This window comes from Streptomyces sp. NPDC085931 (genome assembly GCF_044540565.1).
Lineage (GTDB): Bacteria > Actinomycetota > Actinomycetes > Streptomycetales > Streptomycetaceae > Streptomyces.
The window spans coordinates 39,314-63,734 of record NZ_JBITSK010000001.1; the positions used below are offsets into that span (position 1 = coordinate 39,314).

General features: G+C 73.5%; 21 protein-coding genes. 9 read left to right on the forward strand and 12 right to left on the reverse strand.

What is annotated here, in order from left to right; translation table 11 throughout:
• Window positions 1-31: 31 nt before the first annotated feature.
• From ACIGAN_RS00170 to ACIGAN_RS00195, 6 genes are all read right to left on the reverse strand, one after another.
• Window positions 32-1,033 carry a proline racemase family protein gene (locus ACIGAN_RS00170; RefSeq protein ID WP_399854248.1) on the reverse strand — a complete coding sequence of 334 codons (1,002 nt, stop codon included), beginning with the start codon at window positions 1,031-1,033 and terminating at the stop codon, window positions 32-34.
• A 13-nt stretch (window positions 1,034-1,046) separates the two neighbouring features.
• On the reverse strand, window positions 1,047-1,940 hold the full coding sequence (locus ACIGAN_RS00175) for a dihydrodipicolinate synthase family protein (RefSeq protein WP_399854249.1): 894 nt from the start codon (window positions 1,938-1,940) through the stop codon (window positions 1,047-1,049).
• The gene (locus ACIGAN_RS00180; RefSeq protein ID WP_399854250.1) at window positions 1,937-3,355 is read right to left on the reverse strand and encodes an FAD-dependent oxidoreductase; all 1,419 of its coding nucleotides are present in this window, start codon (window positions 3,353-3,355) and stop codon (window positions 1,937-1,939) included. The genes ACIGAN_RS00175 and ACIGAN_RS00180 overlap by 4 nt, the downstream gene beginning before the upstream one ends.
• On the reverse strand, window positions 3,345-3,659 hold the full coding sequence (locus tag ACIGAN_RS00185) for a (2Fe-2S)-binding protein (RefSeq protein ID WP_365741417.1): 315 nt from the start codon (window positions 3,657-3,659) through the stop codon (window positions 3,345-3,347). Before ACIGAN_RS00185 ends, ACIGAN_RS00180 begins: the two co-directional genes overlap by 11 nt.
• The gene (locus tag ACIGAN_RS00190; RefSeq protein WP_399854251.1) at window positions 3,656-4,810 is read right to left on the reverse strand and encodes an NAD(P)/FAD-dependent oxidoreductase; all 1,155 of its coding nucleotides are present in this window, start codon (window positions 4,808-4,810) and stop codon (window positions 3,656-3,658) included. Before ACIGAN_RS00190 ends, ACIGAN_RS00185 begins: the two co-directional genes overlap by 4 nt.
• 75 nt (window positions 4,811-4,885) lie before the next feature.
• The gene (locus ACIGAN_RS00195) at window positions 4,886-5,545 is read right to left on the reverse strand and encodes an MmyB family transcriptional regulator (RefSeq protein ID WP_365097790.1); all 660 of its coding nucleotides are present in this window, start codon (window positions 5,543-5,545) and stop codon (window positions 4,886-4,888) included.
• A 237-nt stretch (window positions 5,546-5,782) separates the two neighbouring features.
• Between ACIGAN_RS00195 and ACIGAN_RS00200 the strand changes: the two genes are divergently transcribed.
• The 3 genes from ACIGAN_RS00200 to ACIGAN_RS00210 all read left to right on the forward strand — a co-directional run bounded on the left by ACIGAN_RS00200 (window position 5,783) and on the right by ACIGAN_RS00210 (window position 7,406).
• Window positions 5,783-6,442, forward strand: coding sequence for a helix-turn-helix domain-containing protein (locus ACIGAN_RS00200; protein WP_399854252.1), 660 nt, complete (start codon window positions 5,783-5,785; stop codon window positions 6,440-6,442).
• Window positions 6,443-6,474: 32 nt separating this feature from the next.
• On the forward strand, window positions 6,475-7,005 hold the full coding sequence (locus tag ACIGAN_RS00205) for a toxin-antitoxin system, toxin component (RefSeq protein WP_365097832.1): 531 nt from the start codon (window positions 6,475-6,477) through the stop codon (window positions 7,003-7,005).
• A 176-nt stretch (window positions 7,006-7,181) separates the two neighbouring features.
• Entirely contained in the window at window positions 7,182-7,406 is a 225-nt protein-coding gene (locus ACIGAN_RS00210; RefSeq protein ID WP_365097793.1) for a hypothetical protein, read from the forward strand.
• A 115-nt stretch (window positions 7,407-7,521) separates the two neighbouring features.
• On the opposite strand, the gene ACIGAN_RS00215 is transcribed toward ACIGAN_RS00210, so the two are convergent.
• Together ACIGAN_RS00215 and ACIGAN_RS00220 are read right to left on the reverse strand one after the other, a co-directional pair.
• Window positions 7,522-8,181, reverse strand: a complete 660-nt coding sequence (locus tag ACIGAN_RS00215; RefSeq protein ID WP_365741425.1) for a 4'-phosphopantetheinyl transferase family protein — start codon at window positions 8,179-8,181, stop codon at window positions 7,522-7,524.
• The gene (locus ACIGAN_RS00220; RefSeq protein ID WP_399854253.1) at window positions 8,178-9,038 is read right to left on the reverse strand and encodes a metallophosphoesterase family protein; all 861 of its coding nucleotides are present in this window, start codon (window positions 9,036-9,038) and stop codon (window positions 8,178-8,180) included. The genes ACIGAN_RS00215 and ACIGAN_RS00220 overlap by 4 nt, the downstream gene beginning before the upstream one ends.
• Before the next feature lie 261 nt (window positions 9,039-9,299).
• On the opposite strand from ACIGAN_RS00220, the gene ACIGAN_RS00225 reads away from it, so the two are divergent.
• Window positions 9,300-10,463 carry an ATP-grasp domain-containing protein gene (locus tag ACIGAN_RS00225; protein WP_365741429.1) on the forward strand — a complete coding sequence of 388 codons (1,164 nt, stop codon included), beginning with the start codon at window positions 9,300-9,302 and terminating at the stop codon, window positions 10,461-10,463.
• 34 nt (window positions 10,464-10,497) lie between these two features.
• Here ACIGAN_RS00225 and ACIGAN_RS00230 read toward each other — a convergent pair whose 3' ends face one another.
• From ACIGAN_RS00230 to ACIGAN_RS00245, 4 genes are all read right to left on the reverse strand, one after another.
• A complete protein-coding gene (locus ACIGAN_RS00230; RefSeq protein ID WP_399854254.1) occupies window positions 10,498-11,748 on the reverse strand; it encodes an alpha-L-fucosidase in 1,251 nt (416 codons plus the stop codon).
• Window positions 11,749-11,753: 5 nt separating this feature from the next.
• Window positions 11,754-14,795, reverse strand: a complete 3,042-nt coding sequence (locus tag ACIGAN_RS00235; RefSeq protein WP_399854255.1) for an alpha-mannosidase — start codon at window positions 14,793-14,795, stop codon at window positions 11,754-11,756.
• Between the two features lie 56 nt (window positions 14,796-14,851).
• The gene (locus ACIGAN_RS00240) at window positions 14,852-16,189 is read right to left on the reverse strand and encodes a 6-phospho-beta-glucosidase (RefSeq protein WP_399854256.1); all 1,338 of its coding nucleotides are present in this window, start codon (window positions 16,187-16,189) and stop codon (window positions 14,852-14,854) included.
• A 184-nt stretch (window positions 16,190-16,373) separates the two neighbouring features.
• Complete coding sequence (locus ACIGAN_RS00245) at window positions 16,374-17,138, reverse strand: DeoR/GlpR family DNA-binding transcription regulator (protein ID WP_365097833.1); 765 nt, start codon at window positions 17,136-17,138, stop codon at window positions 16,374-16,376.
• 148 nt (window positions 17,139-17,286) lie between these two features.
• Between ACIGAN_RS00245 and ACIGAN_RS00250 the strand changes: the two genes are divergently transcribed.
• From ACIGAN_RS00250 to ACIGAN_RS00270, 5 genes are all read left to right on the forward strand, one after another.
• Window positions 17,287-18,306, forward strand: coding sequence for a carbohydrate kinase family protein (locus tag ACIGAN_RS00250; RefSeq protein ID WP_365741437.1), 1,020 nt, complete (start codon window positions 17,287-17,289; stop codon window positions 18,304-18,306).
• A gap of 75 nt (window positions 18,307-18,381) precedes the next feature.
• Window positions 18,382-19,668, forward strand: a complete 1,287-nt coding sequence (locus tag ACIGAN_RS00255; protein ID WP_365097806.1) for an ABC transporter substrate-binding protein — start codon at window positions 18,382-18,384, stop codon at window positions 19,666-19,668.
• Window positions 19,668-20,630, forward strand: coding sequence for a carbohydrate ABC transporter permease (locus ACIGAN_RS00260; RefSeq protein ID WP_399854257.1), 963 nt, complete (start codon window positions 19,668-19,670; stop codon window positions 20,628-20,630). Before ACIGAN_RS00255 ends, ACIGAN_RS00260 begins: the two co-directional genes overlap by 1 nt.
• 15 nt (window positions 20,631-20,645) lie before the next feature.
• Window positions 20,646-21,485, forward strand: coding sequence for a carbohydrate ABC transporter permease (locus tag ACIGAN_RS00265; RefSeq protein ID WP_365097809.1), 840 nt, complete (start codon window positions 20,646-20,648; stop codon window positions 21,483-21,485).
• The gene (locus ACIGAN_RS00270; RefSeq protein ID WP_399854258.1) at window positions 21,482-24,406 is read left to right on the forward strand and encodes a glycoside hydrolase family 2 TIM barrel-domain containing protein; all 2,925 of its coding nucleotides are present in this window, start codon (window positions 21,482-21,484) and stop codon (window positions 24,404-24,406) included. The genes ACIGAN_RS00265 and ACIGAN_RS00270 overlap by 4 nt, the downstream gene beginning before the upstream one ends.
• Window positions 24,407-24,421: the final 15 nt, after the last annotated feature.

Here is a 24,421-nt window from a genome sequence, read left to right on the forward strand (position 1 = left end):
GTCGGGGTCTCCTCTCCTGGGGGACGTGCGGCTACAGGACGAACCCGGCCGGGAACGGGTCGTCGGGGTCGAGCAGGTACTGGGCCGTGCCGGTGATCCAGGCGCGTCCGGTGAAGCTGGGCAGGACGGCCGGGCGCCCGGCGACCTCGGTGGTGCCGAGCAGTCTGCCGGTGAACCGGGTGCCGATGAAGGACTCGTTGACGAACTCGGTGTGCAGCGGGAGTTCGCCGCGCGCGTGCAGCTGGGCCATGCGGGCGCTGGTGCCGGTGCCGCAGGGCGAGCGGTCGAACCAGCCGGGGTGGATGGCCATGGCGTGCCGGGAGTGCCGGGCGGTGGATCCGGGGGCGGCCAGGTAGACGTGGTGCAGGCCGCGGATGGAGGGATCCTCCGGGTGGACCGGGGGGTCCTCGGCGTTGACGGCGGCCATCAGGGACAGGCCCGCGGCCAGGATCTCGTCCTTGCGGGACCGCTCGAAGGGCAGGCCGAACCGCTCCAGCGGCAGGATGGCGTAGAAGTTGCCGCCGAAGGCGAGGTCGTAGGTCACCGTCCGCCCGTCGGCGAGGGTGGCCTCGCGGTCGAGGCCGGGGGCGAAGGAGGGCACGTTGCGCAGGGTGACCTCCTTGGCGGCCCCGTCCTCGACGGCCACCTCGGCCACCACCGGGCCCGCCGGGGTGTCCAGCCGGATGGTGGTGACCGGCTCGACGACCTCGACCATGCCGGTCTCCACGAGCACGGTCGCCACGCCGATGGTGCCGTGCCCGCACATCGGCAGATAGCCGGAGACCTCGATGTAGACGACGCCCCAGTCGCAGTCGGGCCGGGCCGGCGGCTGCAGGATCGCGCCGCTCATGGCGGAGTGGCCGCGCGGTTCGTTCATCAGCAACTGCTTGATGTCGTCCCGGTGTTCGCGGAACCACAGCCGCCGCTCGTTCATGGTGGCGCCGGGGATGGTGCCGATGCCGCCGGTGATCACCCGGGTCGGCATGCCCTCGGTGTGCGAGTCGACGGCGTGCAGGACGAGTCCGCTGCGCATGATCGGTCCTTTGCTAGGCGAGTCCGGCGGCGACGGCCTTCTCGGTGGCGGCCCGGACGGCGGCCTCCTGCCCGGGCGGCAGCGGCATCCGGGGCGGGCGGCAGGGGCCGCCGTGACGGCCGACGAGGTCCATGGACAGCTTGATGGCCTGGACGAACTCCACCCGCGAGTCCCACCGCAGCAGCGGGTGCAACCGCCGGTACAGCGGCAGCGCGGTGCCGAGGTCGCCGGCGACGGCCGCGCGGTAGAGCTCGACCGAGGCCCGGGGCAGCGCGTTGGGATACCCCGCCACCCAGCCCTTGGCGCCGGCGACGGCCAGCTCCAGCAGGACGTCGTCCGCCCCGATCAACAGGTCCAGTTCGGGCCCGAGTTCGGCGATCCGGTAGGCCCGGCGGACGTCGCCGGAGAATTCCTTCACCGCCTGGACGAGGCCCTCGCCGTGCAGCCGGGCGAGCAGTTCCGGCACGAGGTCGACCTTGGTGTCGATCGGGTTGTTGTACGCGACGACCGGCAACCCCGCCTGCGCCACCTCGGCGTAGTGGGCGAGGACGGCGCGCTCGTCGGCGCGGTAGGCGTTGGGCGGCAGCAGCATCACGGCCCGGCAGCCGGCCTCGGCGGCCTGCTCGGCCCAGCGCCGGGCCTCGGCGCAGCCGTAGGCGGCGACGCCGGGCATGACGCGCTCCCCGCCGACCGCGGCGACCGCCGTCTCGACGACCCGGCTCCGCTCCTCGGGGGTGAGCACCTGGTACTCGCCGAGGGAGCCGTTCGGCACGACGCCGTCGCAGCCGCTGTCGACCAGCCAGGCGCAGTGCTCGGCGTACCGGTCGAGGTCCACGGACAGGTCGTCCCTCAGCGGGAGCGCGGTGGCGACGAGGACGCCGCGCCAGGGGCGGTGCTGGTCGGTCATGACGGTTCCTCCTGGGGGTGGTGCCGGGCGAGGACGCCGAGCGGTACGGGACGGGCCAGCGGCCGCCGGGCCGGAGTGGGCGCGCAGCCGGCGAGACCGGCCACCGCCGGGGAGCAGATCCGGCCCTGGCACCAGCCCATGCCGGCCCGGGTCAGCAGCTTCACGGTCCGCTCGTCGCCGGCGCCGAGGTCCAGGGCGTGGCGCACGGTCCCGGCGGTCACCTCCTCGCAGCGGCAGACGACGGTGTCGTCGGTGACCTGCTCGGCCCAGTGCGCGGGCGGCGCCCAGGCGGAACCCAGGGCCGCGGCGGATCTCCTGAGCCGCCCCCGGGCCCGCAGCGCGGCGGGGGCCGGGTCCGGGGCGGTGCCGCGCAGCCGGGCGGCGGCCGAGCAGCCGGCGATGTGCCCCTCGGCGAGGGCGAGGGCCGCGCCGCCGATGCCGGTGGCCTCCCCGGCCGCCCACACCCCGGGCACGTCGGTGCGCTGCTCGTCGTCGACGGCCACGGCGAGGCCGTCGAGACGGCAGCCGAGGCTCAGTGCGAGGTCGGTGTGCGGGAGCATGCCGTGGCCGACGGCGAGGGTGTCGCACGCGAGGTGCCGCTCGGTGCCGGGCCGGACCCGGCCGTCGGGGCCGAGGGCGGCGACCGTCACCCCGGTCAGCCGGTCGTCGCCGTGGGCGCGGACCACGGTGTGCCGGACCAGGACCGGCACACGGTGGCGCAGGAGGCGCGCGGCGTACCCGGCGCCCTCCGGGAGCTTGTCGGCCAGGGCCCGGGCGTGACGGGCGAGGCGCTCCGGCCCGGTGGACTCCACCAGGGCGGCGACCTCGGTCCCGGCGGCCGCGAGGCCGGTCGCCACGGGCAGCAGCAGCGGCCCCGACCCGGCGACGACGGCCCGGCGCCCCGGCACCACGAGGCTGCCCTTGAGCAGGGCCTGGGCTCCCCCGGCGGTGACGACGCCCGGGAGTGTCCAGCCGGGGAAGGGCAGCACCGTCTCGTAGCCGCCGGTGGCCAGGAGCACGGACCGGGCGTGCACCTCGGCCGGCTCCTCCTGCCGGGGCCCGAGCAGAGCGTGCACGGTGAAACCGTCCGGGACGCGCTCCACGCACCACACGTGGTGGTCCGTCAGGGTGCGCACGGACCCGGCGGCGAGTCCGTCGCGCAGCCGCTCCCAGGTCCGCCACCGGTGGTGCAGCGCCTGGGGGCGCCGGGCCCCGAGTCCGGCGGCGGGCTGCCGGTGGAACTGGCCGCCCGGCTCGGGCGCGGCGTCGACGAGCGTGACCCGCACGCCCCGCGCGCAGGCCGCGAGCGCGGCGGCGAGCCCGGCGGGCCCGGCACCGATCACGGCGAGGTCGGTGCGCTGCTCCGCCGCGGCGGGCCCGGGGTCCGGCGCGTCGGCGCCGGGGTCATGGGGCACGGTCCGCTCCTTCGTGTCCGGTGCCGTCCTGTGTGACGATCGTGTCGCCCGGCCCGGCCGGCAGCAGGCAGGCCCGCTGGTTGGGGCGGCCGTTGACGGTCACCAGGCAGTCGAAGCAGACGCCGATGCCGCAGAACACGCCGCGCGGCCGGCCCTCGCCGCGGGTGGTGCGCCAGGAGGTGACGCCCGCCGCCCACAGCACGGCGGCGACCGTCTGCCCGGGCAGCGCCTCGACGGGCCGTCCGTCGAAGGTGACGGTGAAGGCGGGCCCGGGGCGTGCCGCCGCCCGTTCCAGGGGATTCACGCGGCCTCCTCGGGGAAGCGGTCGGGCCGGAACGGCGTGGGGTCCACAGCGGGCGTCCGCCCGGTCAGCGCCGCGGCGATCAGCTGCCCGGTGCCGGGGGCGAGCCCGATGCCCGCGCCCTCGTGGCCGCAGGCGTGGAACAGGCCGGGCGCCCGGGGGTCGGGGCCGATCGCGGGCAGATGGTCCGGCAGGTAGGGCCGGAACCCGGCGTAGGCGCGCAGGGCGCGTACGCCGGTGAGGAACGGGAAGAGGCGGGTGGCGCCGGCCGCGAGCGCGCGCAGGGCCGGCAGCGAGACCGAGCGGTCGAAGCCGACCCGTTCGCGGCTGGCGCCGATGAGGACCGGTCCGGCGGGCGTTCCCTCGACCACGGCGGAGGTCTGCAGTTCCGCCGCGTCGCTCGCCACGTCGGCCACGTAGTCGGCGGCGTAGACCTTGTGCCGGATCCTGGGCGGCAGCGGTTCGGTGACCAGGACGAAGCCGCGCCGGGGCAGCACCGGCAGCGACACACCGGCCCGGGCGGCGACCTCGCCGCCCCAGGTGCCGGCCGCGTTCACCACCGCGGGGGCGTGGAGGTCGCCCCGGTCGGTCCGCACTCCGCGCACCGCCCCGCCCGGGCCGCGCAGCACCCCGGTCACCTCCCGGCCGGTGCACAGCCGGGCGCCGGACGCGCGCAGCAGGTGCGCGGCCGCGAGGGCGGGCATCACCTGGGCGTCCTGCGGGTAGTGCACGCCGCCCGCGAGGCCGGGCGCCAGTTGCGGTTCCAGATCGGCGAGCCGGTCGGCGGGCACGTCCACCGCCTCGACCCCGGCCGCGCGCTGTCCTGCGGCCAGTTCCGCCAGTGCGGCCCGGACCGCGTCCGTGCCGGCGACGACGAGTCCGCCCTTGGCCTCGTACTCGACGGCCTCACCCAGTCCTTCCGCGGCCAGTTCGGCCCACAGGCGGGCGGAGAGCAGCGCCAGGTCGAGTTCGGGGCCGGGTTCCTTGTCGGAGACGAGGAGGTTGCCCTCCCCCGCGCCGGTCGTCCCGCCGGCCACCGGGCCGCGGTTCACCACGACGGTGTCCAGACCCGCCCGGGCCGCGTACAGCGCGCAGGCGGCGCCGACCACTCCGGCGCCGATCACCACGACATCGCAGGTCAGCGGCTTGCTCACGCCAGTACTATGTCACACACCACACGCGGTCGGGAAGAGGTCGGCGTGAGGCCGCCGAAGGGGCGGCCCCGCGGGTCAGCCGGCCGCCGGGACGACCCTGAGGTGGGAGGCGGCGCGGCGCGTCCTGCGGTCCCGGGACGGGGCGCGGCGGGCCTCGCGCAGGACGAACGTGAGCCGGGTGCAGCCCAGTTCCTCCAGCGTCCGGGACGTCTCGGCGACGACCCGGCAGTCGGTGGCGCCCCAGCGCGGGTCCGGGTGCAGCAGCGGCCGCACGGCGCCGTCGATCTCGGCGGCCTCCTCGCCGACCGCGCGGATCCAGTGCGGCAGGCCGTGCCGGTAGGCGGCCTCCATGATCGGGTCCTGGGCGATCTCGCGGCGGATGGCCTGCAGGCCGTGGTCGGGGCCGTGGCTCTCCACCGCCCGCGCGAAGTGCGCGAGCAGCGGCAGGCACCAGCTCGCCTCGTGCTCGCCGAGCACCGTGGGCGCGTCGGGGTGGAAGAGCACGAACCGGAGGAAGTTGCCGTCGGGCATGGCCGTGGGGTGCGGGCCGACGCCGCGGAAAAGTGACCGGAAGGCACTGTTGGTGAGCACGACGTCCCAGCAGTGGTCCACGACGAGCGAGGGGAAGGAGACGGCCTCCAGAAGCCCGGCGCAGTCCTCCAGGTAGGCCTGGGCCTCTGGGTTCTCGGGGACGGGCCGCGGTGCCGGCCGCTGCCCTCCTGCCTGAAATGCCATCGGGAGGTCACCCCTCTTGCCTGTGCGGCCTTGACGCGGCGCCCTGATCCTGGTGCCCCGGGCTGATGCGTGTCAACTATCGTGGCATTTCGTGCCTGTTGACGGCTGAAATTGGCCACAGTTGTGGCGAGACCTGGATGTGAGTTCGAGGCACCCGCTACGCTCCGGGAAGTTCACGCCGGGTAAGTCACGGCATCCGCTTGTGAGAAGCCTGTGAGAGACGTAGGAGAATCGTCGGTGACGGGTGGCTTCGTCGAGGGTCCGGGCGCCACGCGTACGGCCGTGCTGCCGGCCGTCGTCTCCCGGGTCACCGCGCTCGCCGACCGGCTCGGCGTGCCGCACGCCGAGGTCTTCGACACCGCCCGGCTGTCCGTCGCCTCCGGAGTGCCGGAGCAGGTGGTCAAGGCCCTGCTCAGCGGCCGGCCCGCCGGTGAGCCCGATGTGCAGGCCCGGTTCCTGCAGCGGCTCGACCTGCTGCGGCGGACCCGCCTGAAGCCCAACGGCCGCAGGTACACCCAGCAGGAGATCGCCGACGGCGCGGGCATGTCCCGGCAGCAGGCCGGCGCCCTCATCAACGGCGACCGCCGGCCCACCATGGAGCACTGCGACGCCCTCCAGCGGTTCTTCCGGGTGCACGCCGGTTTTCTCACGGCCGAGGACCCCGAGGCGCTGGTCAGCGCCCTTCAGCACACCGAGCAGGAGCTGCTGCAGAAGCTCGCCGACCGGGAGCGGGAGGCGGCAGCGGCGGCGGACGACCCACTGGAGCGGCTGTTGCAGGACCACGGCGTGCGCGGCATCGCCTGGCGGGCCGCGCAGCTGCCCACCGACCAGCACCGCGACAAGGTCGCGGAGTGGCTGGACATGCTCCTGGAGAGCGTCAAGCGGCCCGAGTCGTGACCGTGGGGAGAACTGTGGGCATCGGTAGGGAAATGCGCCGCCTGTGCGGCGAGCTGGTCGCGGAGCTGACCCTCCCCGCGCCGGCACGGCCCGACGAGCTGTACGCGGCGCTGTGCGACGCCATGAGCAGACGCCGGGGCCGCCCCGTCCACTTCCGTACGGCCGCCTTCCCGCCCGGGACCGCCAGTGGGCTCTGGCTCGACATGGCCGAGCAGGACCTCGTCGTGATCGAGGAACGCACGGCCCCCGACCACCAGTTGGTGATCCTGGGCCACGAGCTGTGGCACATGAAGGCCGGGCACTGCTCCCACCACGTCCAGGGCGCGGCCGTCGCGGCCCGGCTGCTCGACGACGGCGCCGATCTGGAGGCGACCGTGCTGAAGGTCGCCGCCCGCACGCGCTTCGACCTCGACGACGAGAAGGAGGCCGAGAGCTTCGGCCTGCTGCTCGCCAGCAAGTGCCGGGCGTGGCTGTCGGGTTCGGCGTCGCGGGGGCCGGCGCAGCGGGACCATCTGGCCGGGCGGATCGAGGCGTCGCTGGGCTACCGGGGTCCGCAGAGCTGATTCGCCCTTGACCGGGTGAAGGGGTGTTCCGGTCTGGGCCGGGCGGGCGAACCGGCGGGCGGCGGGGCCGGATTGTCAGTGGTGGGCGGCAAGCTGGAGGTGCGCCCCCGGCTGTGCGGGGCGTGCGCGCCGCGAGGCGCGGGGAGCGACGACGCCGACACGGGGAGAGCCGACCGATGCCCACCGCCGTACTGACCGACCGCGAGCGCACGGCCGTCCAGGCCTATCTGCGGCTGCTGCACACCGTCCGCGCCGCTTTCGACCGGGAGACGGGCCCTGCGGTCGTCCCGCCCGCCGTGCTGGCCGACGCGGAACAGGCCCTGGCCCGCGCGGGCCTGACAGGCAACGAGGAGGCCTTCTTCCGCCTGCTGGAGAGCTGGTGCCCGGAGCCGGGGCCCTGACGGCCGGGAGGGGCGGGCGGCCAGGGGCCCGGCTCGGGAACCGGCCCCCCGGCCGGTTCCGGAGAACAGGGGCGGGCGGGGTGGCGGGCGGGGCTTTCGAGAGCGAAGCCGCCCCTCAGGGGTGCGGCACGCTGACCGCCGTCGCGACCAGCCCGCGGTCCGCGGTCCAGCGGCCGTGGAAGCGGTCGAGGCGGTGGCCGCCCACCAGCGGTCCGGGGACGAGGAGGCGGGCGGTGAAGTCGCCGTCCGGGGTGAACTCGATGTCGGCCTCCATGAAGTCCAGCCACTTCCCGGTGAGGGGGAACCACGCCTTGTAGACGGCCTCCTTCGCGCTGAACAGCAGCCGGTCCCAGTGCTCGCCGGGCCGCTCCGCCGTGAGCCGTCGCAGGCGTTCCGCCTCGGCCGGCAGGGCCACCGCCGCCAGAACCCCCTCGGGCAGCGGCGCGTCGGTCTCCGCGTCGATGCCGAGCGAGGCCAGGTCGCCGGCGCGGACCAGGGCGGCGGCGCAGTAGCCGTCGCAGTGGGTCATGCTGCCGGCCACCCCTTCCGGCCAGCGGGGGGCGCCGCGCTCCCCGGGCAGGATCGGCTGCGGCGGCACGCCGAGCTTCTCCATGGCGCGCCGGGCGCAGGAGCGGACGACGGCGAACTCCCGCTGCCGCTTGGGGACCGCCCGCACCACCAGGGCCGCCTCCTCGGGGTACAGCGGGGTCTGAGGGCCGTCGTGGCCGTACGCCTCGACCGTGACCACGGTCTGCGGCAGCAGTTCCTCGATCACCGCTCCTCGCCCTCCCCCGGCAGGATGCGCCGCAGCCGCCCCGGCGGCCCGGGCCGCTTGCGCCACTCGCGGGGATAGCCCACCGAAACCTCCTCGAAGCGCACGCCGTCCTGGAACGTCGTCCGGGGGATGTGCAGATGGCCGTAGACCATCGCGCGGACCGGGAACCTGCGGTGCCAGTCGGCGGTCAGGGCGGTGCCGCACCACATGGCGAACTCGGGGTGCCACAGGACGTCCATCGGATGCCGGTGCAGCGGATAGTGGTTGACGGGGATCACCGGCAGGCCCTCGGGCAGCTCGGCGAGTCTGCGCGCGGTCTGCTCCACCCGGGCCCGGCACCAGGCCTCCCGGCTGGGGTACGGATCGGGGTGCAGCAGGTACTCGTCGGTGCAGACGATCCCGGTGCCCTGGGCGTACTCCAGGCCCTGCTCCTTGGTGGCGCACCCGGCCGGCAGGAACGAGTAGTCGTACAACAGGAACAGCGGGGCGATCGCCACCGGACCGCCGGGGCCACGCCACACGGGGTAGGGGTCCTCGGGCGTGGTCACGCCGAGGTCCCGGCACAGCTCGACCAGGTACTCGTACCGGGCCACACCGCGCAGGGTGACCGGGTCGCTCGGATGGGTCCACAGCTCGTGGTTCCCGGGCACCCAGACGACCTTGCGGAAGCGGGCCGCGAGCGTCTTGAGGGTCCAGCGGATGTCGGCCACGGTCTCGGCGACGTCACCGGCGACGAGCAGCCAGTCCTCGTCCGTCCAAGGCCGCATCTCCTCGACCAGGGCGCGGTTCTCCGGGTAGCCGATGTGCAGATCGCTGATGGCCAGCAGTTGTCCGGCTCCCCCGGCCGTCGACGTCACCTGTCGCCTCCCCCTTCACGCCGCGCGCACGCCGTCCCCACGAGATCACATCCGCGCGCCGGGGACAAGGCCGGTCCGGGGGCCGGACCCGGGAATCCGTAACACGCGCGTTGCACGGAACGGCCCGCCGACGCCGTATGATCTGCCCCAACACCACCGCTACGAACGTCCCTTTCACGGGGGCGGTTTGGTGTCCCTCCCTTCATCCTGCCCGGGCACGGGCTGCTGCGCCGTGCCCGCGAACCGTGGAAGGCGGCCTGCATGGTCTCTCGCGTACGCGTCTGGCTCAACCGCACGTACGCGGAGAACGTGTTCTTCATGGACCAGCTGCGGAGAAATCCCAGCGACCGGGCCGTCGAGATCCACGCCACCCACGGCGACCCCGACTCGCCCGTGCTGGCCGCCGCCGACACCGCCGAGCTCGAACCCGAGGGCCTGTCCCCGGCCGGGTACGTCGAGTACGCGCTGGACCAGTGCGCCCGGCGCGGGATCGACGTGTTCGTGCCCCGGCTGCACCAGTCGGCGATCGTGGCGCACCGCGCCGAGTTCGAGGCGGCCGGTACGGCGGTGCTGGCGCCGCCGCCCGAGGCGGTGGCCGTCTTCCAGGACAAGGTGATCGCCTATGAGGCGGTCCAGGCCATCGGGGTACCCGTGCCGCCGTGGTGGCGGGTCCGCTCGGCCGGCGAACTCGTCGAGGCGGTCGAGGAGTTGGAGGCCGCCGGGCACAAGGCGTGCTTCAAGCCGGCGTCCGGGGCGGGCGGGGTGGGCTTCCGCGTGATCACCCGCTCGCCGTTCTCGATGATGCAGCTGAACGGGTTCCCGAGCCCGTACGTGCCGCTCGATCTGGTGCTGGAGGCGCTGCGGCGGGCCGAGGAGCCGGTCGACTGGCTGGTGATGCCGCGGCTGGAGCAGCCGGAGGTGTCGGTGGACTGCCTGACCGGTCCGGACAACCGCATCCGCATGGCCATCGGCCGCACGAAGAACGGCCGGCGTCGCGGTTTCACGCTGCACGAGCAGTGGCTGGACCCGGCCCGCCGGATCGCCGAGGGCTTCGGTCTGCACCACCTGTCCAACATCCAGTTCCGGATGTTCGGCGACCGGCCGGTGCTGATGGACGTCAACACCCGTCCGGCGGGCGGCCTGCACCAGCTGTCCCTGTGCGGGGTCAACGCCCCGTGGGCCGCAGTGCAGCTGGCGCTCGGCGAGGACCCGGGCGAGGTGGTGCCGCCGTTCCTGGGGCAGGACTACACGGTGGTGTCGGGGCCGCGTCCGCTGCGGCCGGTGGCGCTGCCGCAGCAGCGCCCGGAGGCGGCCGACCCCCTTCCGGCGGTGCCCGCCCCGGCCGGCGCCGCCGAAGCGGCCGGGACGCCGCCCCGCCAGGACCTCGCCGCGAGCGTCCCGCGCCCCACGGGACTGTCCACGTAGCGGTGCCCGGACCGCCCCCGCGTCCGGTGCGGGGTCAGAAGCGGCCCGCGCCCCGGTACAGCTCCAGCTCCCCTTCCAGTTCCACGGCCAGCACGGTGGCGTGCGGGTCGAGGTCGGCCGCGGCGGGAGGCCGGATCCACAGGATGCCGGGGGTCTCGTGCAGGCCCCCGGTGACCTCGTGGGCGAGTTCCGTGCCGCGGCCCAGGACCGTGACGCGACGGACCCCGCTGCGCAGCCCCCGGACGTTGATCTCGGCACGCGGGGCGTCGAAGAGGGTGAGATAGAGCGTGCGGCGGTCCGAGGAGAGGGTGCTCGGGCCGTAGTGGTGGCCGGGCGGCAGGCCGCGTCCGGTGCCGTACACGGCCTCGGCGTGCCGGGCGATCCAGTCGCCGAGGCCCTCCAGCCTCTCCCGCTGTTCGGGCGTGATCGTGCCGTCCTCGCGCGGGCCGACGCTCAGCAGCAGGTTGCCTCCGCCGCCGATGGTCTCGGTGAAGTAGCGGATCAGCTGGTCCACGGACTTGTGGTGGTGGTCGTGGTGCTGGTGGCCCCAGGAGTCGTTGATCGTCAGGCACAGCTCCCACGGCCCCTCCGGCGGCACGACGGGGGCGCCCTGCTCGGGGGTGGCGTAGTCGCCCTCGCCGAGCATGCGGGCGTTGAAGACGACGTCCGGCACCTCGGAGCGGATCAGCGCGGCCAGTTCGGGGATGCGCCACTGCTCCTCGCTGCGTTCCCACTCGCCGTCGAACCACATCAGGTCGGGCCGGTAGCGGCCGGTGAGTTCCCGTAGCTGGCCGTCGCGGTAGGCGAGGTAGCGCTCCCAGGCCGCCGGGTCCTCGTGCCCGGCGGCGGCCTCGGAGTAGCGGTTGTCCTCCAGCTCGGGCGGGCGGCCGGGCTTGCGGGTGGAGGCGTAGTCGGGGTGGCTCCAGTCGGAGTGCGAGTAGTAGAGGCCGACCTTGAGGCCCTGCTCGCGCAGGGCCTCGGCGTAGCCGCCGATCAGGTCGCGGCCCACGTTCAGGTCGCCGTGGGCGGTGTCCCACAGGGCGACCCCGTCGTGGTGGCGGCTGGTCAGCACGGCGTACTTCGCGCCGGCCCGCGCGAACAGCCGCGCCCAGTCGCGCGGGTCGTAGCGGGCGGCCGTGAACCGGTCCAGCTGGGACATGTACCGGTCGTAGGGGACGACGTCGTCGTAGAACGACCAGGACTCCTGGACGCCGTCGACGGCGTAGACGCCCCAGTGGACGAAGATGCCGAGCTTGGCGTCGGTGAACCACCGTTGCATGGCCATGCCGGTCAGCCCCTGCGCAGGCGGAGCGTCAGGATCTGGAACGGCCGCAGGGCGAGGGCGACGCCGCCGCCGGTGAGGTCCGCGTCCTGCAGCGGGCGCTCCAGCAGGTCGGTGATCTGCGCCCCGGCCAGCGGGAACGCGGTGCGCAGCACGCCGGTGGCCCGGCCGCCGCGGGACTCGTAGAGCCGGACGACGACGTCGCCGGAGGTGTCGTCGGCGAGCTTGACCGCCTCCACGGTGACGCCCTCGCCCTCGACGGAGACGACCGGTTCCGGGGCGCCCGCCGCTTCGGCCACCCGCAGCGGGAGGTTGAGGGCGTAGCCCTCGGCGACGGCGTCCTCGATGCGCGCGCCGGGCAGCAGCGCGTAGGTGAAGCGGTGGCGGCCCTGGTCGGCCTCCGGGTCCGGGATGCGCGGGGCGCGGACCAGGCTGAGGCGGACGGTGGTCGTGGTGCCGCCGTCCTCGCGGACCGTGCGGGAGACGTCGTGGCCGTAGGTGGAGTCGTTGACGACGGCGACGCCGTAGCCGGGTTCGCCGATGTGCACCCAGCGGTGTCCGGAGACCTCGAAGCGGGCCGCCTCCCAGCTGGTGTTGGTGTGGGTGGGGCGCTGGACGTGGCCGAACTGGATCTCGGCGGAGGAGTGCGCGGCACGGAGGTCGACCGGGAAGGCCGCCTTCAGGATCTTCTCGCTCTCGTGCCAGTCGATGTCCGTCTCGAAGTCGATGCGAGGGCTGCCGGCGCGGACGGTGATCGTCTGGGTGATCTTCGAGCCCTTGCCGAAGTCCCGCTCGACGCGGATGGCGCCGAGGAGCGGGTCCTGTTCGACGACGGTGACGGAGGAGGCGTCGAGCAGGTCCGTGTAGCGGTTCCGGTAGTGCTTGTCGATGTCCCAGGCGTCCCAGTGGTTGGGCAGGTCGGTGTGCAGGCGCAGCAGGTTGCCCGGCTCGGCGAGCACCTCGCGGCGGGCGCCCAGGTCGTACACCGAGGCCAGCGTGCCGTCCTCGGCGACCTCGACGCGGACCAGTCCGTTGTCGAGCACCCGCCCGTCCACCGTCACGGGGTGCGGGGGCCGGGCGTCGGTGAGCGGCGCGGAGCCGCTCGCGGGCACATCCACGTACGCGGGCGTGCCGTCCGCGCTCCTGATCACTTCGGCGCGGTCGCAGGGGCTGGTGTTGAACACGCGCGGGCCGCCCGTGCCGAGTGCGGCCAGCGCCTCGGTGATCAGCGCCCGCAGCTCCCGGGCCACGCGTGCGTACTCGGCCTCGGCCTCGCGGTGCACCCAGGCGATGGAGGAGCCGGGCAGGATGTCGTGGAACTGGTGCAGCAGCACCGTCTTCCACAGCCGGTCCAGCTCCTCGTAGGGGTAGGCGTAGTCCGGCGCGTGCAGCGCGGCCGTGGTCGCCCACAGCTCGGCCTCGCGCAGGAGGTGCTCGGAGCGGCGGTTGCCCTGCTTGGTGCGGGCCTGGGAGGTGTAGGTGGCGCGGTGCAGCTCCAGGTAGAGCTCGCCCACCCACACGGGCGCGTCCGGGTACTCCGCGCGGGCCTTGGCGAAGAACGCGTCGGGGTGTTCGACGACGACCTTGGCGGAGCCCTCCAGGTTGGCCAGCCGGCGGGCGCGTTCCATGATCTCGCGGGTGGGGCCGCCGCCGCCGTCGCCCCAGCCGAAGGGGGCCAGGGAGCGGGAGGCGCCGCCCTTCTCCTGGTAGTTGCGCACGGCGCGGGCCATCTCCTCGCCGCTGAAACGGGCGTTGTAGGTGTCGACCGGCGGGAAGTGCGTGAAGATGCGGGTGCCGTCGATGCCCTCCCACCAGAAGGTGTGGTGCGGGAACGTGTTGGTCTGGTTCCAGGAGATCTTCTGGGTGAGGAACCACTCGTTGCCGGCGAGCTTGGCGATCTGCGGGTAGGCCGCGTTGTACCCGAAGGAGTCGGGCAGCCAGACGCCCTTGGTCTCGATGCCGAAGTGGTCCATGAAGAACCGCTTGCCGTGCACGAACTGGCGGGCGACGGCCTCGCCGCCGGGCAGGTTGCCGTCGGACTCGACCCACATGCCGCCGACCGGGACCCACTGGCCCTTCTCCACGGACTCCCGGATGCGGGCCCAGACCTGGGGGTAGTGGTCGCGCACCCACGCGTACTGCTGGGCCTGGGAGCAGGCGAAGACGAAGTCCTCGTACTCCTCGGCCAGGGACGTGACGTTGGAGAACGTGCGGGACGTCTTGCGCTTGGTCTCGCGGATCGGCCAGAGCCAGGCGGAGTCGATGTGGGCGTGGCCGACGCCGGAGACGGTGTGCGCGCTGGCGTGCGCGGGCTTGGACAGCACCGGCTTCAGCGCCTCGCGCACGGCGGGGGCCGAGCCGGAGACGTCGTCGAGGTCGAGCAGGTCCATCGCCCGGTCGAGGGCGTGGGCGATCTCGTGGCGGCGCGGGTCGTGCGCGCCGAGTTCCAGCATCAGCTCGCGCAGCACCTGCACGTCGAGGTCGAGGTGCCACACTTCCTCGTCCAGGACGGCGAGGTCGGCGCTGCGGAAGGTGTACAGGGGCGCGTCGCCCGCGGTGCGTTTGTCGCCGAGCGGGGTGGGCCGCGCGAAGTCGTCGGCGAGGATGTCCGGGTTGGAGGCGGCTTCGACGAGGTAGTCGACCGTCTCGCCGCCCCGCGCGGGGTGGGCGATCGGCACGTACTGGTTGAGCGGGTTGACGGCCTTCAGCGGGGTGCCGTCCGTGCGGTGGACGAGGGCCTCGGCCTGGTTGCCGGGCCAGTCGCCGGTGAAGCCGAGGTCGATGACGGCCTCGACGCGTTTTCCGGCCCACTCGGCGGGCACCTGTCCGCGCATGCGGAACCAGGTGGTGCCCCAGGGCGGGCCCCACGGGGTGCCCATCGCGAACGGCTCGTAGGAGGCGGCCGCCGCCTCCTCGAAGGGCACCGGTTCGCCCGGGGCCTGCCAGGCCCCGACCTCGAAGGGGACGGTGGCCGCGTAGACCGCGGTCTTGATGCGCTGGTCGTGGAGGCGCTGCACGCGCTCTTCGATCCGGCGGCTTTCGTCGTGCATGGGAGTGTCTCCATCAAGCGGGAAGAGCGGGCTGGAAAGCGCTTACCGAGCGGCGCTCACCCAAGGTACGCGAGTCCGGGATGGACCTGGGCGTAGCCCTCGACCAGCCTCCGGGCCACGTTCACGGAGTCGACGAGCGGGTGCAGGGCGAACGCCTTCACGGCCGTCGCGCGGGAGCCGGACTCGGCGGCGGCCAGTACCTCGCGCTCCACGGCCTTGACCGCGCAGACCAGGCCGGTGGCGTGATCGGGCAGCGGGTCGACCGTGACGGGGTGGGCGCCGCCCGCGTCGACGAGGCAGGGGACCTCGATGACGGCGTCGGTGTCCAGCACCGACAGCGTGTGCCGGTTGCGGACGTTGAGGATCAGGGTCGTGCGCTCGTTGCGGGCGATGGCCCGCATGAGGGCGAGGGCCACCTTCTCGTAGCCGCCGGACAGGTCGTCCTCGTCGCGTTCGCCGGCGCCCGCGCTCTCGCGGTTCTCGGCCATGTAGGTGGCCTCGCGCTCGGCGCGGGTGTCGTCCCAGACCTTCAAGGCGGGGGCGTCGGGGTTGCGCAGCTCGGCGTAGAAGCGGGCCTGCTGTTCGTGCAGGAAGGCGCCGCGGGTCTTCTCGGCCTGCTGGTAGGCGCGGACGGTCTCGCGGTTGAAGTAGTAGTAGTGCAGGTACTCGTTGGGGATCGCGCCGAGGGACTGGAGCCAGTCGGCCCCGAAGAGCTTGCCCTCCTCGAAGGAGCCGAGCAGGCCGGGGTCGGCGAGCAGGCGGGGCAGCTCGTCCCGGCCGGCGACGCGCAGGCCGCGCACCCAGCCGAGGTGGTTGAGGCCGACGTAGTCGATCCACGCCTCCTCGGGGTCGGCGCCGAGGACGCGGGCGATGCGGCGGCCGAGGCCGACCGGGGAGTCGCAGATGCCGATGACGCGTTCGCCGAGGTGGCGGGACATGGCCTCGGTGACCAGGCCGGCCGGGTTGGTGAAGTTGATGACCCACGCCTCGGGCGCGAGCCGGGCCACCCGCCGGGCGATGTCGACGGCGACCGGGACGGTGCGCAGGCCGTAGGCGATGCCGCCGGCGCCGACCGTCTCCTGGCCGAGGACGCCTTCGGCGAGGGCCACCCGCTCGTCGGCGGCCCGGCCCTCCAGACCGCCGACGCGGATCGCGGAGAACACGAAGTCGGCGCCGCGCAGGGCCTCGTCCAGGTCGGTGGTGGCGCTCACCTCGGGCGCGTCGGGGACGCCGGCCGCCTGCTCGGCGAGGACCCGGGTCACCGCGGACAGCCGCCCGGCGTCCAGGTCGTGCAGGACGACCCGGGTCACCCGGCCCTCGGCGCGGTCCCTCAGCAGCGCCCCGTACACCAGCGGCACGCGGAATCCTCCGCCGCCCAGGATCGTCAGTCTCACCGGGTTCCTCCGACTCCGTAGGGTGCGCGCGGTACGCCGGGGGGAACGGGCGCGTGCCGCTTCGTTCGCTGTGCTCGGTCCCGGGTCCGCTCCGGCCCGGGGGTCGCGGGGATGCGGCCGCGCGGTGCGCCGTGGGGCCGGGCGGCCCGCGCCGGGGGCCGGGCGGCCGCGGACGGGGAAGGGTTCACGTCCGGACCCTTCCCGCCACGACGACCTCGACGCCCGCCTCTTCCAGGGAGGCCCGTGTCACCGGGTCCGGCGGTGTGTTCGTCACCACCACGTCCAGGTCCTCGGGCCCGCAGACCTTGGCCATGCCGTGGCCCGGGAACTTGGCCGCGTCGGCGAGCAGCACGACCTTCTCACCGGCCCGGATCATGGCGCGCTTGACCGGCACCTCCACGACGGTGGTGTCCATGACCTGCCCGCCGGGCCGCACGCCGCTGGTGCCGAGGAAGAGCCAGTCGGCGTGCAGCTGGCGCAGGTTGTCCTCGGTGAGGAAGCCGACCAGGGAGCGGTACTCGCGGCGGACCATGCCGCCGAGCAGCACCAGCTCGATGCCCTCGTCGTCGGCGAGTTCCTCGTAGACCACCAGGTTGCTGGTGATCACGGTGAGGCGGCGGCCGTGCAGCTGCCGGGCCAGGCGGTAGGCGGTGGTGCCGATGTCCAGCAGCACCGACTGGCCGTCGCCGATCATCGCCGCGGCGCGCTCGGCTATGGCGTCCTTCTCCGGGACGCGCACCTCGGCGACCTCGGCGAAGGGCTGGTCGCCCTCCTCGACGACGGCGCCGCCGTGGACCCGGGTCAGCAGGCCGTCCTCCTCGAGTTTCACCAGGTCGCGCCGGATGGTGGCCGGGCTCACGCCCAGCTGCTCGGAGAGGTCGGTCACGGCTGCGGGGCCGCCGGAGCGCAGGGCCCGCAGGATGAGTTGGTGTCGTCGTTCTGCCAGCACGGCGTGCACATTACTCGTCATCTTCAATCATGACCATGCTTATTTCTGCTCGGGTATTGACCAATCTCGCCGAGCAGCGCACGATTCCGCTCACCGAAATGAAGAGTTTTGACGATGTCTGTCGAAGCCCGAGCGAGAGGACGCATCCGTGGACGACGACCGGCCCGATGTGCTGCTGACCGGGCTGCTCTTCTACGACCTCGTGCTCACCGGCCTGGGCAGACCGCCGACGCCGGGCGAGGAGATCTGGACGGCGGGCATGGGCTGCGGCCCGGGCGGCATCGCGAACCTCGCGGTGGCCGCCGCCCGCTTCGGTCTGCGCACCTCGCTGGCCACGGTGTTCGGCGACGACTTCTACGGCGCCTACTGCCGGGACGTCCTCGGCGGCCAGGAGGGCGTCGACCTCACGCTCTCCCGCACGGCGGACGGCTGGCCCACCCCGGTCACCGTCTCCGTCGCCTACGGCCACGACCGGGCCCTGCTGACCCACGGCCAGGAACCGCCGTTCTCCCAGGACGTGCTGCTGGGCGACCCGCCCCCGGCGCGCACCGCCCTGGTCCACCTGGAGGCCGAGCCGCGCGGATGGCTCGCCGAGGCCGCGGCCGGCGGCACCCGGATCTACGCCGACGTCGGCTGGGACCCCACCCGGCAGTGGTCCCGGGACCTGCTGGAGCAACTCGCCCTGTGCCACGCCTTCCTCCCCAACGAGTCCGAGGCGATGGCCTACACCCGCACCGACAGCGCCGTCGCCGCGCTCGGCACCCTGGCCGACGTGGTGCCGGTGGCGGTCGTGACCCGGGGCCGGGACGGCGCGCTCGCCGTCGACCAGACCACCGGCGAGTACGCGGAGGTCCCGGCCCTCGACGTCGACGCCGTGGACGCCACCGGCGCGGGCGACGTCTTCGGCGCGAGTTTCGTCGCGGCCTCGCTGGGCGGCTGGCCGCTGGAGGAGCGGCTGCGGTTCGCGGTGCTCGCCGCCGGGCTGTCGGTCCGGCACCACGGCGGAGCGCTCGCGGCCCCCGGCTGGTACGGCGTCCACCGCTGGTGGAACGCGCTGACGGACCCGCAGCTCAGGCGCGCGTACGGCTTCCTGGCGGACCGGATCCCCGAGGACCCGGGTCCGCCGGTCCGGTACGCGCCCGTCACCCCGCCCGCCCCGGGGCGTTGACGCACCCCTCCCCCACCCCCCTCACGTGCCCATCCCGAGCGACATCACGAACAGATCCGAAAGGCGGTGGGAGCTGTGCGGCTCTCACGAAGAGGCCTGCTGCGCGCGGGCCTGGCCGGTACGGCCGCCACGGCACTGGGCGGCCTGGCGGCCGGCTGCGCCGTCCCGGCCGGCTCGACCGGCCGGAACATGGTCCTGTGGTACTGGAGCGGCGGTCTCAGCGACACCGTCGTCAAGGAGGCCACGGCGCGCTACGGCAAGGACGTCCGCCTCAAGGCCCAGCAGATCGGCGGCTACTACCGGTCCAAGCTGATCACCACCCTGGCCGGCCGTGCCCACATCCCCGACATCGCGGGGCTCAAGGGGGAGGACATGGCCTCCTACTTGCCGAACGCCGACCAGTTCGTGGACCTGCGGACGCTGGGCGCCGAGCGGCTCAAGAGCCGCTATCTGGACTGGAAGTGGCAGCAGGGCGTGGCCGACGACGGCTCCCTGGTCGGGTTCCCGATCGACGTGGGCCCGGTCGTGCACTACTACCAGCCGGCCGTGTTCGACAAGGCGGGGCTGCCGCACGAGCCGGCCGACGTGTCCCGGGAGCTGGACACGTGGGAGAAGTTCTTCGCCGCCGGCGAGCAGCTCAGACGGCGGGTGCGCGGGGCGTTCCTGCTCACCGACGTCGGCAGCGTCTTCGAGATGTCGCTCGGGCAGGGCACCACCCGGTTCGTCGACAGGGACCGGCACTTCATCGGGGACGGCGAGCATGTGCGCGCCTGCTGGGACCGTGCCGTGGAGGCCAAGCGGCGCGGGCTGGTGTCGGACATCGTCAGCGGCACCCCGGACTGGAACTCCGCCGCCGAGCGGGGGCTGCTGCCCAGTCAGCTCAACGCCTCCTGGGCCGCCGGCGACCTCAAGCTCGGCCTGCCGAAGACCAAGGGCAGATGGCGCGTGGCCGACTGCCCGGGCGGACCCTCCAACGTCGGCGGCTCCTTCCTGGCGATCACCAAGGCGTGCCGGGAGCCCGAGCGGGCCTTCGAGATCATCACCTGGATGCTCGACGCGGACAACCAGGCGCAGGGCTTCGTCGACGCCGGCCTCTTCCCCTCCACCCCCGCCTCCTACGGGATGCGCAGGCTGCGGGAACCGGATCCGTTCTTCGGCGGCCAGATCACCATGGACGTCTACGGCCCGGCGGCCGAGAAGATCCCGGTGGCCTACAACAGCCCCTACGACATCGCGCTCGGGCAGCCCGTCCGCGACGAGATCAAGAACGTCGGCGTCCTCGGCAAGGACCCGGACCAGGCCTGGAGGGACGCCATGGGCAAGTGCCGGCGGATCGCCGACCACCTGGGGGTGAGCTACTGATGGCCACCGCACCCGCGCTCGACAACCCCCCGGCGGCCGCGACCGGAACTACTGCCGTCCACCGGCGCAAGGGCGTCCTGAGCCACTGGCGGCTGTACGCCGCGATCTCCCCGTTCTACCTGCTCTTCCTCTGCTTCGGCCTGATCCCCGTCGGCTTCTCGCTCTATCTGTCCTTCCACCGCTGGGACGGCCTGGGCGCGATGGAGTGGGCGGGCCTGGCGCAGTTCCGCTACCTGCTCACCGACACGGACTTCTGGAGCTCCATCGGGAACACCCTGATCATCTGGGCGCTGGCCACCTTCCCCATGATCCTGCTGGCGATGGTGACGGCCGTGATGCTCAACTCGGCGGTCCGCTTCAAGAACGTCTACCGCTTCGCGTACTTCCTGCCCAACGTCACCTCGATCGTGGCCGTGGCGATCGTGTTCGGCTCGGTGTTCTCCACCAACTTCGGCCTGATGAACGCCCTGTTGCAGGCGGTGGGCCTGGACCAGGTGGCGTGGCTGAACACGCCGTGGGGCATCAAGGTCGCCATCGCGACGCTGATGACCTGGCAGTGGACCGGCTACAACGCGATCATCTTCCTCGCCGGGCTGCAGACCATCCCGAGCGACCTGTACGAGGCGGCCCGGATCGACGGCGCCGGCCCGGTGCAGACCTTCCTGCGGGTCACACTGCCGCTGCTGCGGCCGACCCTGCTGTTCGTGCTGGTCGTCTCGACGGTCACCGGACTGCAGAGCTTCGCCGAACCGCAGGTGCTGCTGCAGACCACGGCGAACGAGTCCACGTTCTCGGGCGGCCCCGACCACGCCGGCCGGACGATGGTCCTCTACTTCTTCCAGCAGACGTTCGACAACAACGACTTCGGCTACGGCGCCGCCGTGGCGTGGGGCATCTTCCTCGTCGTCGTCCTCTTCTCGATCATCAACTGGCGCCTGGTGCAGCGCCGGGGCGAAGACTAGGGAGACACGGTCACCATGGCATCCATCAAGGGTTCCCGCGGCCGGGGCGTCGCGCTGCACGCGGTGCTCGTCTGCGGCCTGCTGCTGTCGGCCTTCCCCTTCTACTGGGCCGTCGTCATGTCGACGCACACGTCGACCGAGATCTTCTCCTACCCGCCGAAGCTGCTGCCGGGCTCGCACTTCACGGAGAACGTGCGCAACCTCTTCGACACCGTCGACTTCTTCGGCTCGTTGCTGAACTCGCTGCTGGTCGCGGTCAGTGTGACGGCGCTGGTGCTGTTCTTCGACTCGCTCGCGGCGTTCGTCTTCGCCAAGTTCGACTTCCCCGGCAAGCGGGCCCTGTTCGCGCTGCTGATGCTCATCTTCATGGTGCCGATGCAGCTCCAGGCCATCCCGCAGTTCGTGATCATGGCGAAGCTGGGCTGGATCGGGTCCATGACCTCGCTGATCGTGCCGGCGGCGGCCAACGCGTTCGGCATCTTCTGGATGCGCCAGTACATGAAGAGCGCCATCCACGACGAACTCATCGACGCCTCCCGGCTGGACGGGGCCGGGTTCCTGCGCCAGTACTGGCACGTGGCGCTGCCGGTGGTCCGCCCCGGGCTGGCGTTCCTCGGCATCTTCACCTTCATGGGCCAGTGGAACGACTACGCCTGGCCGCTGATCGCCCTGACCGACCCGGACAACGTCACCCTCCAGGTGGCGCTGTCCCAGCTCAACGGCACCCACGGCACGACCGACTACGGCATGGTGATGACCGGTGCGCTGCTCGCGCTCGTGCCCCTGCTGATCGTGTTCGCCCTCGGCGCCCGGCAGATCATCGGCGACCTCGCGAAGGGAGCCGTGCGCGGATGACGAGCGATCCGCTGATCGCCCTGCGCCCCTGGGAGGCACCCGAGGTGACCTCCTGGGGGCGGCTGCCGATGCACGCCGTGGACCGGCGTCCCGGAGCCGTCCGGCTCGACGGCGAATGGCGCTTCCAGCTGCTGCCCGCGCCCGGCGCCCCGCTCGGGGAGGTCTGGTCGTCGTCGTACGTGCCGGGGGTGTGGACCCTGCAGGGCACGGACGACCTCCCCCGGTATCTCAACGTCCGCATGCCGTTCGCCGAGTTCCCGCCGCACGTGCCGGCCGACAACCCGACCGGCGTGTACGAGCGGGCCGTCGAGGTGCCGGGCGCGTGGGCGGGCCGGCGGATCGTGCTGCAGGTCGGGGCCGCCGAGAGCGTGCTGCTGGTGCACGTGGACGGGCGCCCGGCGGGCATCTCCAAGGACTCCCACCTGGCCGCCGAGTTCGACCTGACGGAGCTGGTGCGCCCCGGGGAACGGGCCGTGCTGCGCCTGACCGTCGTCAAGTGGTCGGACGCCTCGCACCTGGAGGACCAGGACCAGTGGTGGCACGGCGGGATCACCCGCTCGGTGCTGCTGTACGCGACCGACCCGCTGCACCTGGCGGACGTGACCGTGCGCGCCCGCCGGGACGGGGACCTGCGGGTGGACTGCCGGGTGCGGGACGCGGGCGGGGCACTGCCCGGGGGCTGGTACGTCAGCGGGGAGCTGGAGGGGCACCCGCTCACCCAGGACGCGGAGTTCGACCGGGCCAACGCCGGGGACGAGCGGGTCTCCGCCTTCCTCGGCGAGGCCCGGCTGCGCACCGTGGTGCCGGACGTGCGCACCTGGAACGCCGAGACGCCCGAGCTGTACGGCCTGACCGTCCGCCTGCACCGCGCCGACGGCACCGTCGCCGACACCTCCCGGCACCGGGTGGGCTTCCGGGACGTCGAGATCCTTGGCAGGGACCTGCTGGTCAACGGCGAGCGCGTGTTCATCCGGGGCGTCAACCGGCACGACTTCCATCCGCTGACCGGCCGGACCGTGTCACGGCAGGACATGCGCGCCGACCTCGTCCTGCTGAAGCGGTTCGGCTTCAACGCGATCCGCACCGCGCACTACCCGAACGACCCGGCCCTGTACGACCTGGCCGACGAACTCGGCTTCTACGTGGTCGACGAGGCCGACATCGAGGCGCACGACCACGCGCACGAGATCGCCGACGACCCGCGCTACCTGGGCGCGTTCGTCGACCGGGTCGCGCGGATGGTGCTGCGCGACAGGAACCACCCGTGCGTCATCGTCTGGTCGCTGGGCAACGAGTCCGACTACGGCGCGAACCACGACGCGGCGGCGGGCTGGGTGCGCCGGCACGACCCGACCCGCCCGGTGCAGTACGAGGGCGCCGCCAAGCGCGGCTGGGCCGACCCGGACGTGGCCTCCGACATCGCCTGCCCGATGTACGCGCCGCTGGAGGAGTGCCTCGCGCACGCCCTGTCGGGCACGCAGACCAAGCCGCTCATCCAATGCGAGTACTCGCACGCCATGGGCAACAGCAACGGCACGCTGGCGGACCACTGGGCGGCCATCGAGGCCACCCCGGGGCTTCAGGGCGGGTTCATCTGGGAGTTCTGGGACCACGGCATCCTGCAGCGTGTGAACGACGGCAGACCGGCCGGGCCCGGGGGCGCCGGACTCCACGGCAACGGTGTGGCCGCGCCCGGGCATCGCTGGGCGTACGGCGGCGACTTCGGCGAGAGCGACCACGACGGCGCGTTCATCGCCGACGGGGTCGTCTTTCCCGACCGCACCCCCAAGCCCGTGATGTACGAGCACCGGGAGACCGCCGCGCCGGTGCGCATCGCGCGCTTCCGGCACGAGGGCGTGGTGCTGAGCAACCACCAGCACTTCCGGGGCCTGGACTGGCTGGCCGGCGAGTGGGAGCTGTCCCTCGCCGACGGCCCCACCCTGACGGCCCCCGCCGAGCTGCCCGCTCTGCGGCCGGGTGAGACGGCGGCGGTGCCGCTGCCGTTCGCGCTGCCGGACGGCGGCGGCGAGGCGTGGCTGACGCTGCGGGTCACGACGGCCCGCGACGAGCCGTGGGCGCCGCGCGGCACGGTGGTGTGCCTGCCCCAGGTGCGGCTGCGGGCCGCGTCGCCGGTGGTGCGCACACCGGTCGCGGGCGGCGCGGTCGACGTCGACGAGGACGGGCTGCTGGTCCATCCGCTGCTGACGGCCGCTCCGGTGCTGTCCCTGTGGCGGGCGCCCACCGACAACGACGAGCTGGGCGGCATGGCGGGCCGCTGGCGCGACTGGGGCCTGGACCGGCCCGCCCGCAGGCTCGTGGCCGTACGGCGGGGGCCGGGCGGGGTGACGGTGGTGACCGAGCATCTCTGCCCGGGCGGGACCGTCCGGCACGAGCAGGTGTTCACGGCGGTCGAGGAGGGGCTGCTCGTCGAGGAGTGCGCCGAGCTGCCCGGGACGCTGCACGACGTGGCCCGGGTCGGGTCGGTGTTCGAGACGGTGCCGGGGCTCACCTTGTGGGAGTGGTTCGGGCAGGGCCCCTGGGAGTCGTACCCGGACCGGGCCGCGGGCGCGCCCGTCGGGCACCACGCGCTGCCGGTGGACGAGCTGTTCACGCCGTATCTGCGGCCGCAGGAGAGCGGCGGGCGGCACGGGGTGCGGCACTTCACGCTGTCCGCGCCGGACGCGACCGGCCTCGCCGTGCGGCTGGACCGGCCGCGGCAGGTCTCGGTGACCCGGCATCGCGCGGCCGACCTCGCCGCCGTCGCGCACCACGACGAACTGGTGCCGCGGGCGGGGTGCGTGGTGCACATCGACGCGGCGCACCGCGGGCTCGGCACGGCGTCGTGCGGGCCCGACACGTTCGCCTCCTACCTCGTGCCCGCCGGTGTCCACCGCTGGAGCTGGACCCTGCGCGCGCTGTGAGCCGTACCACGCGGC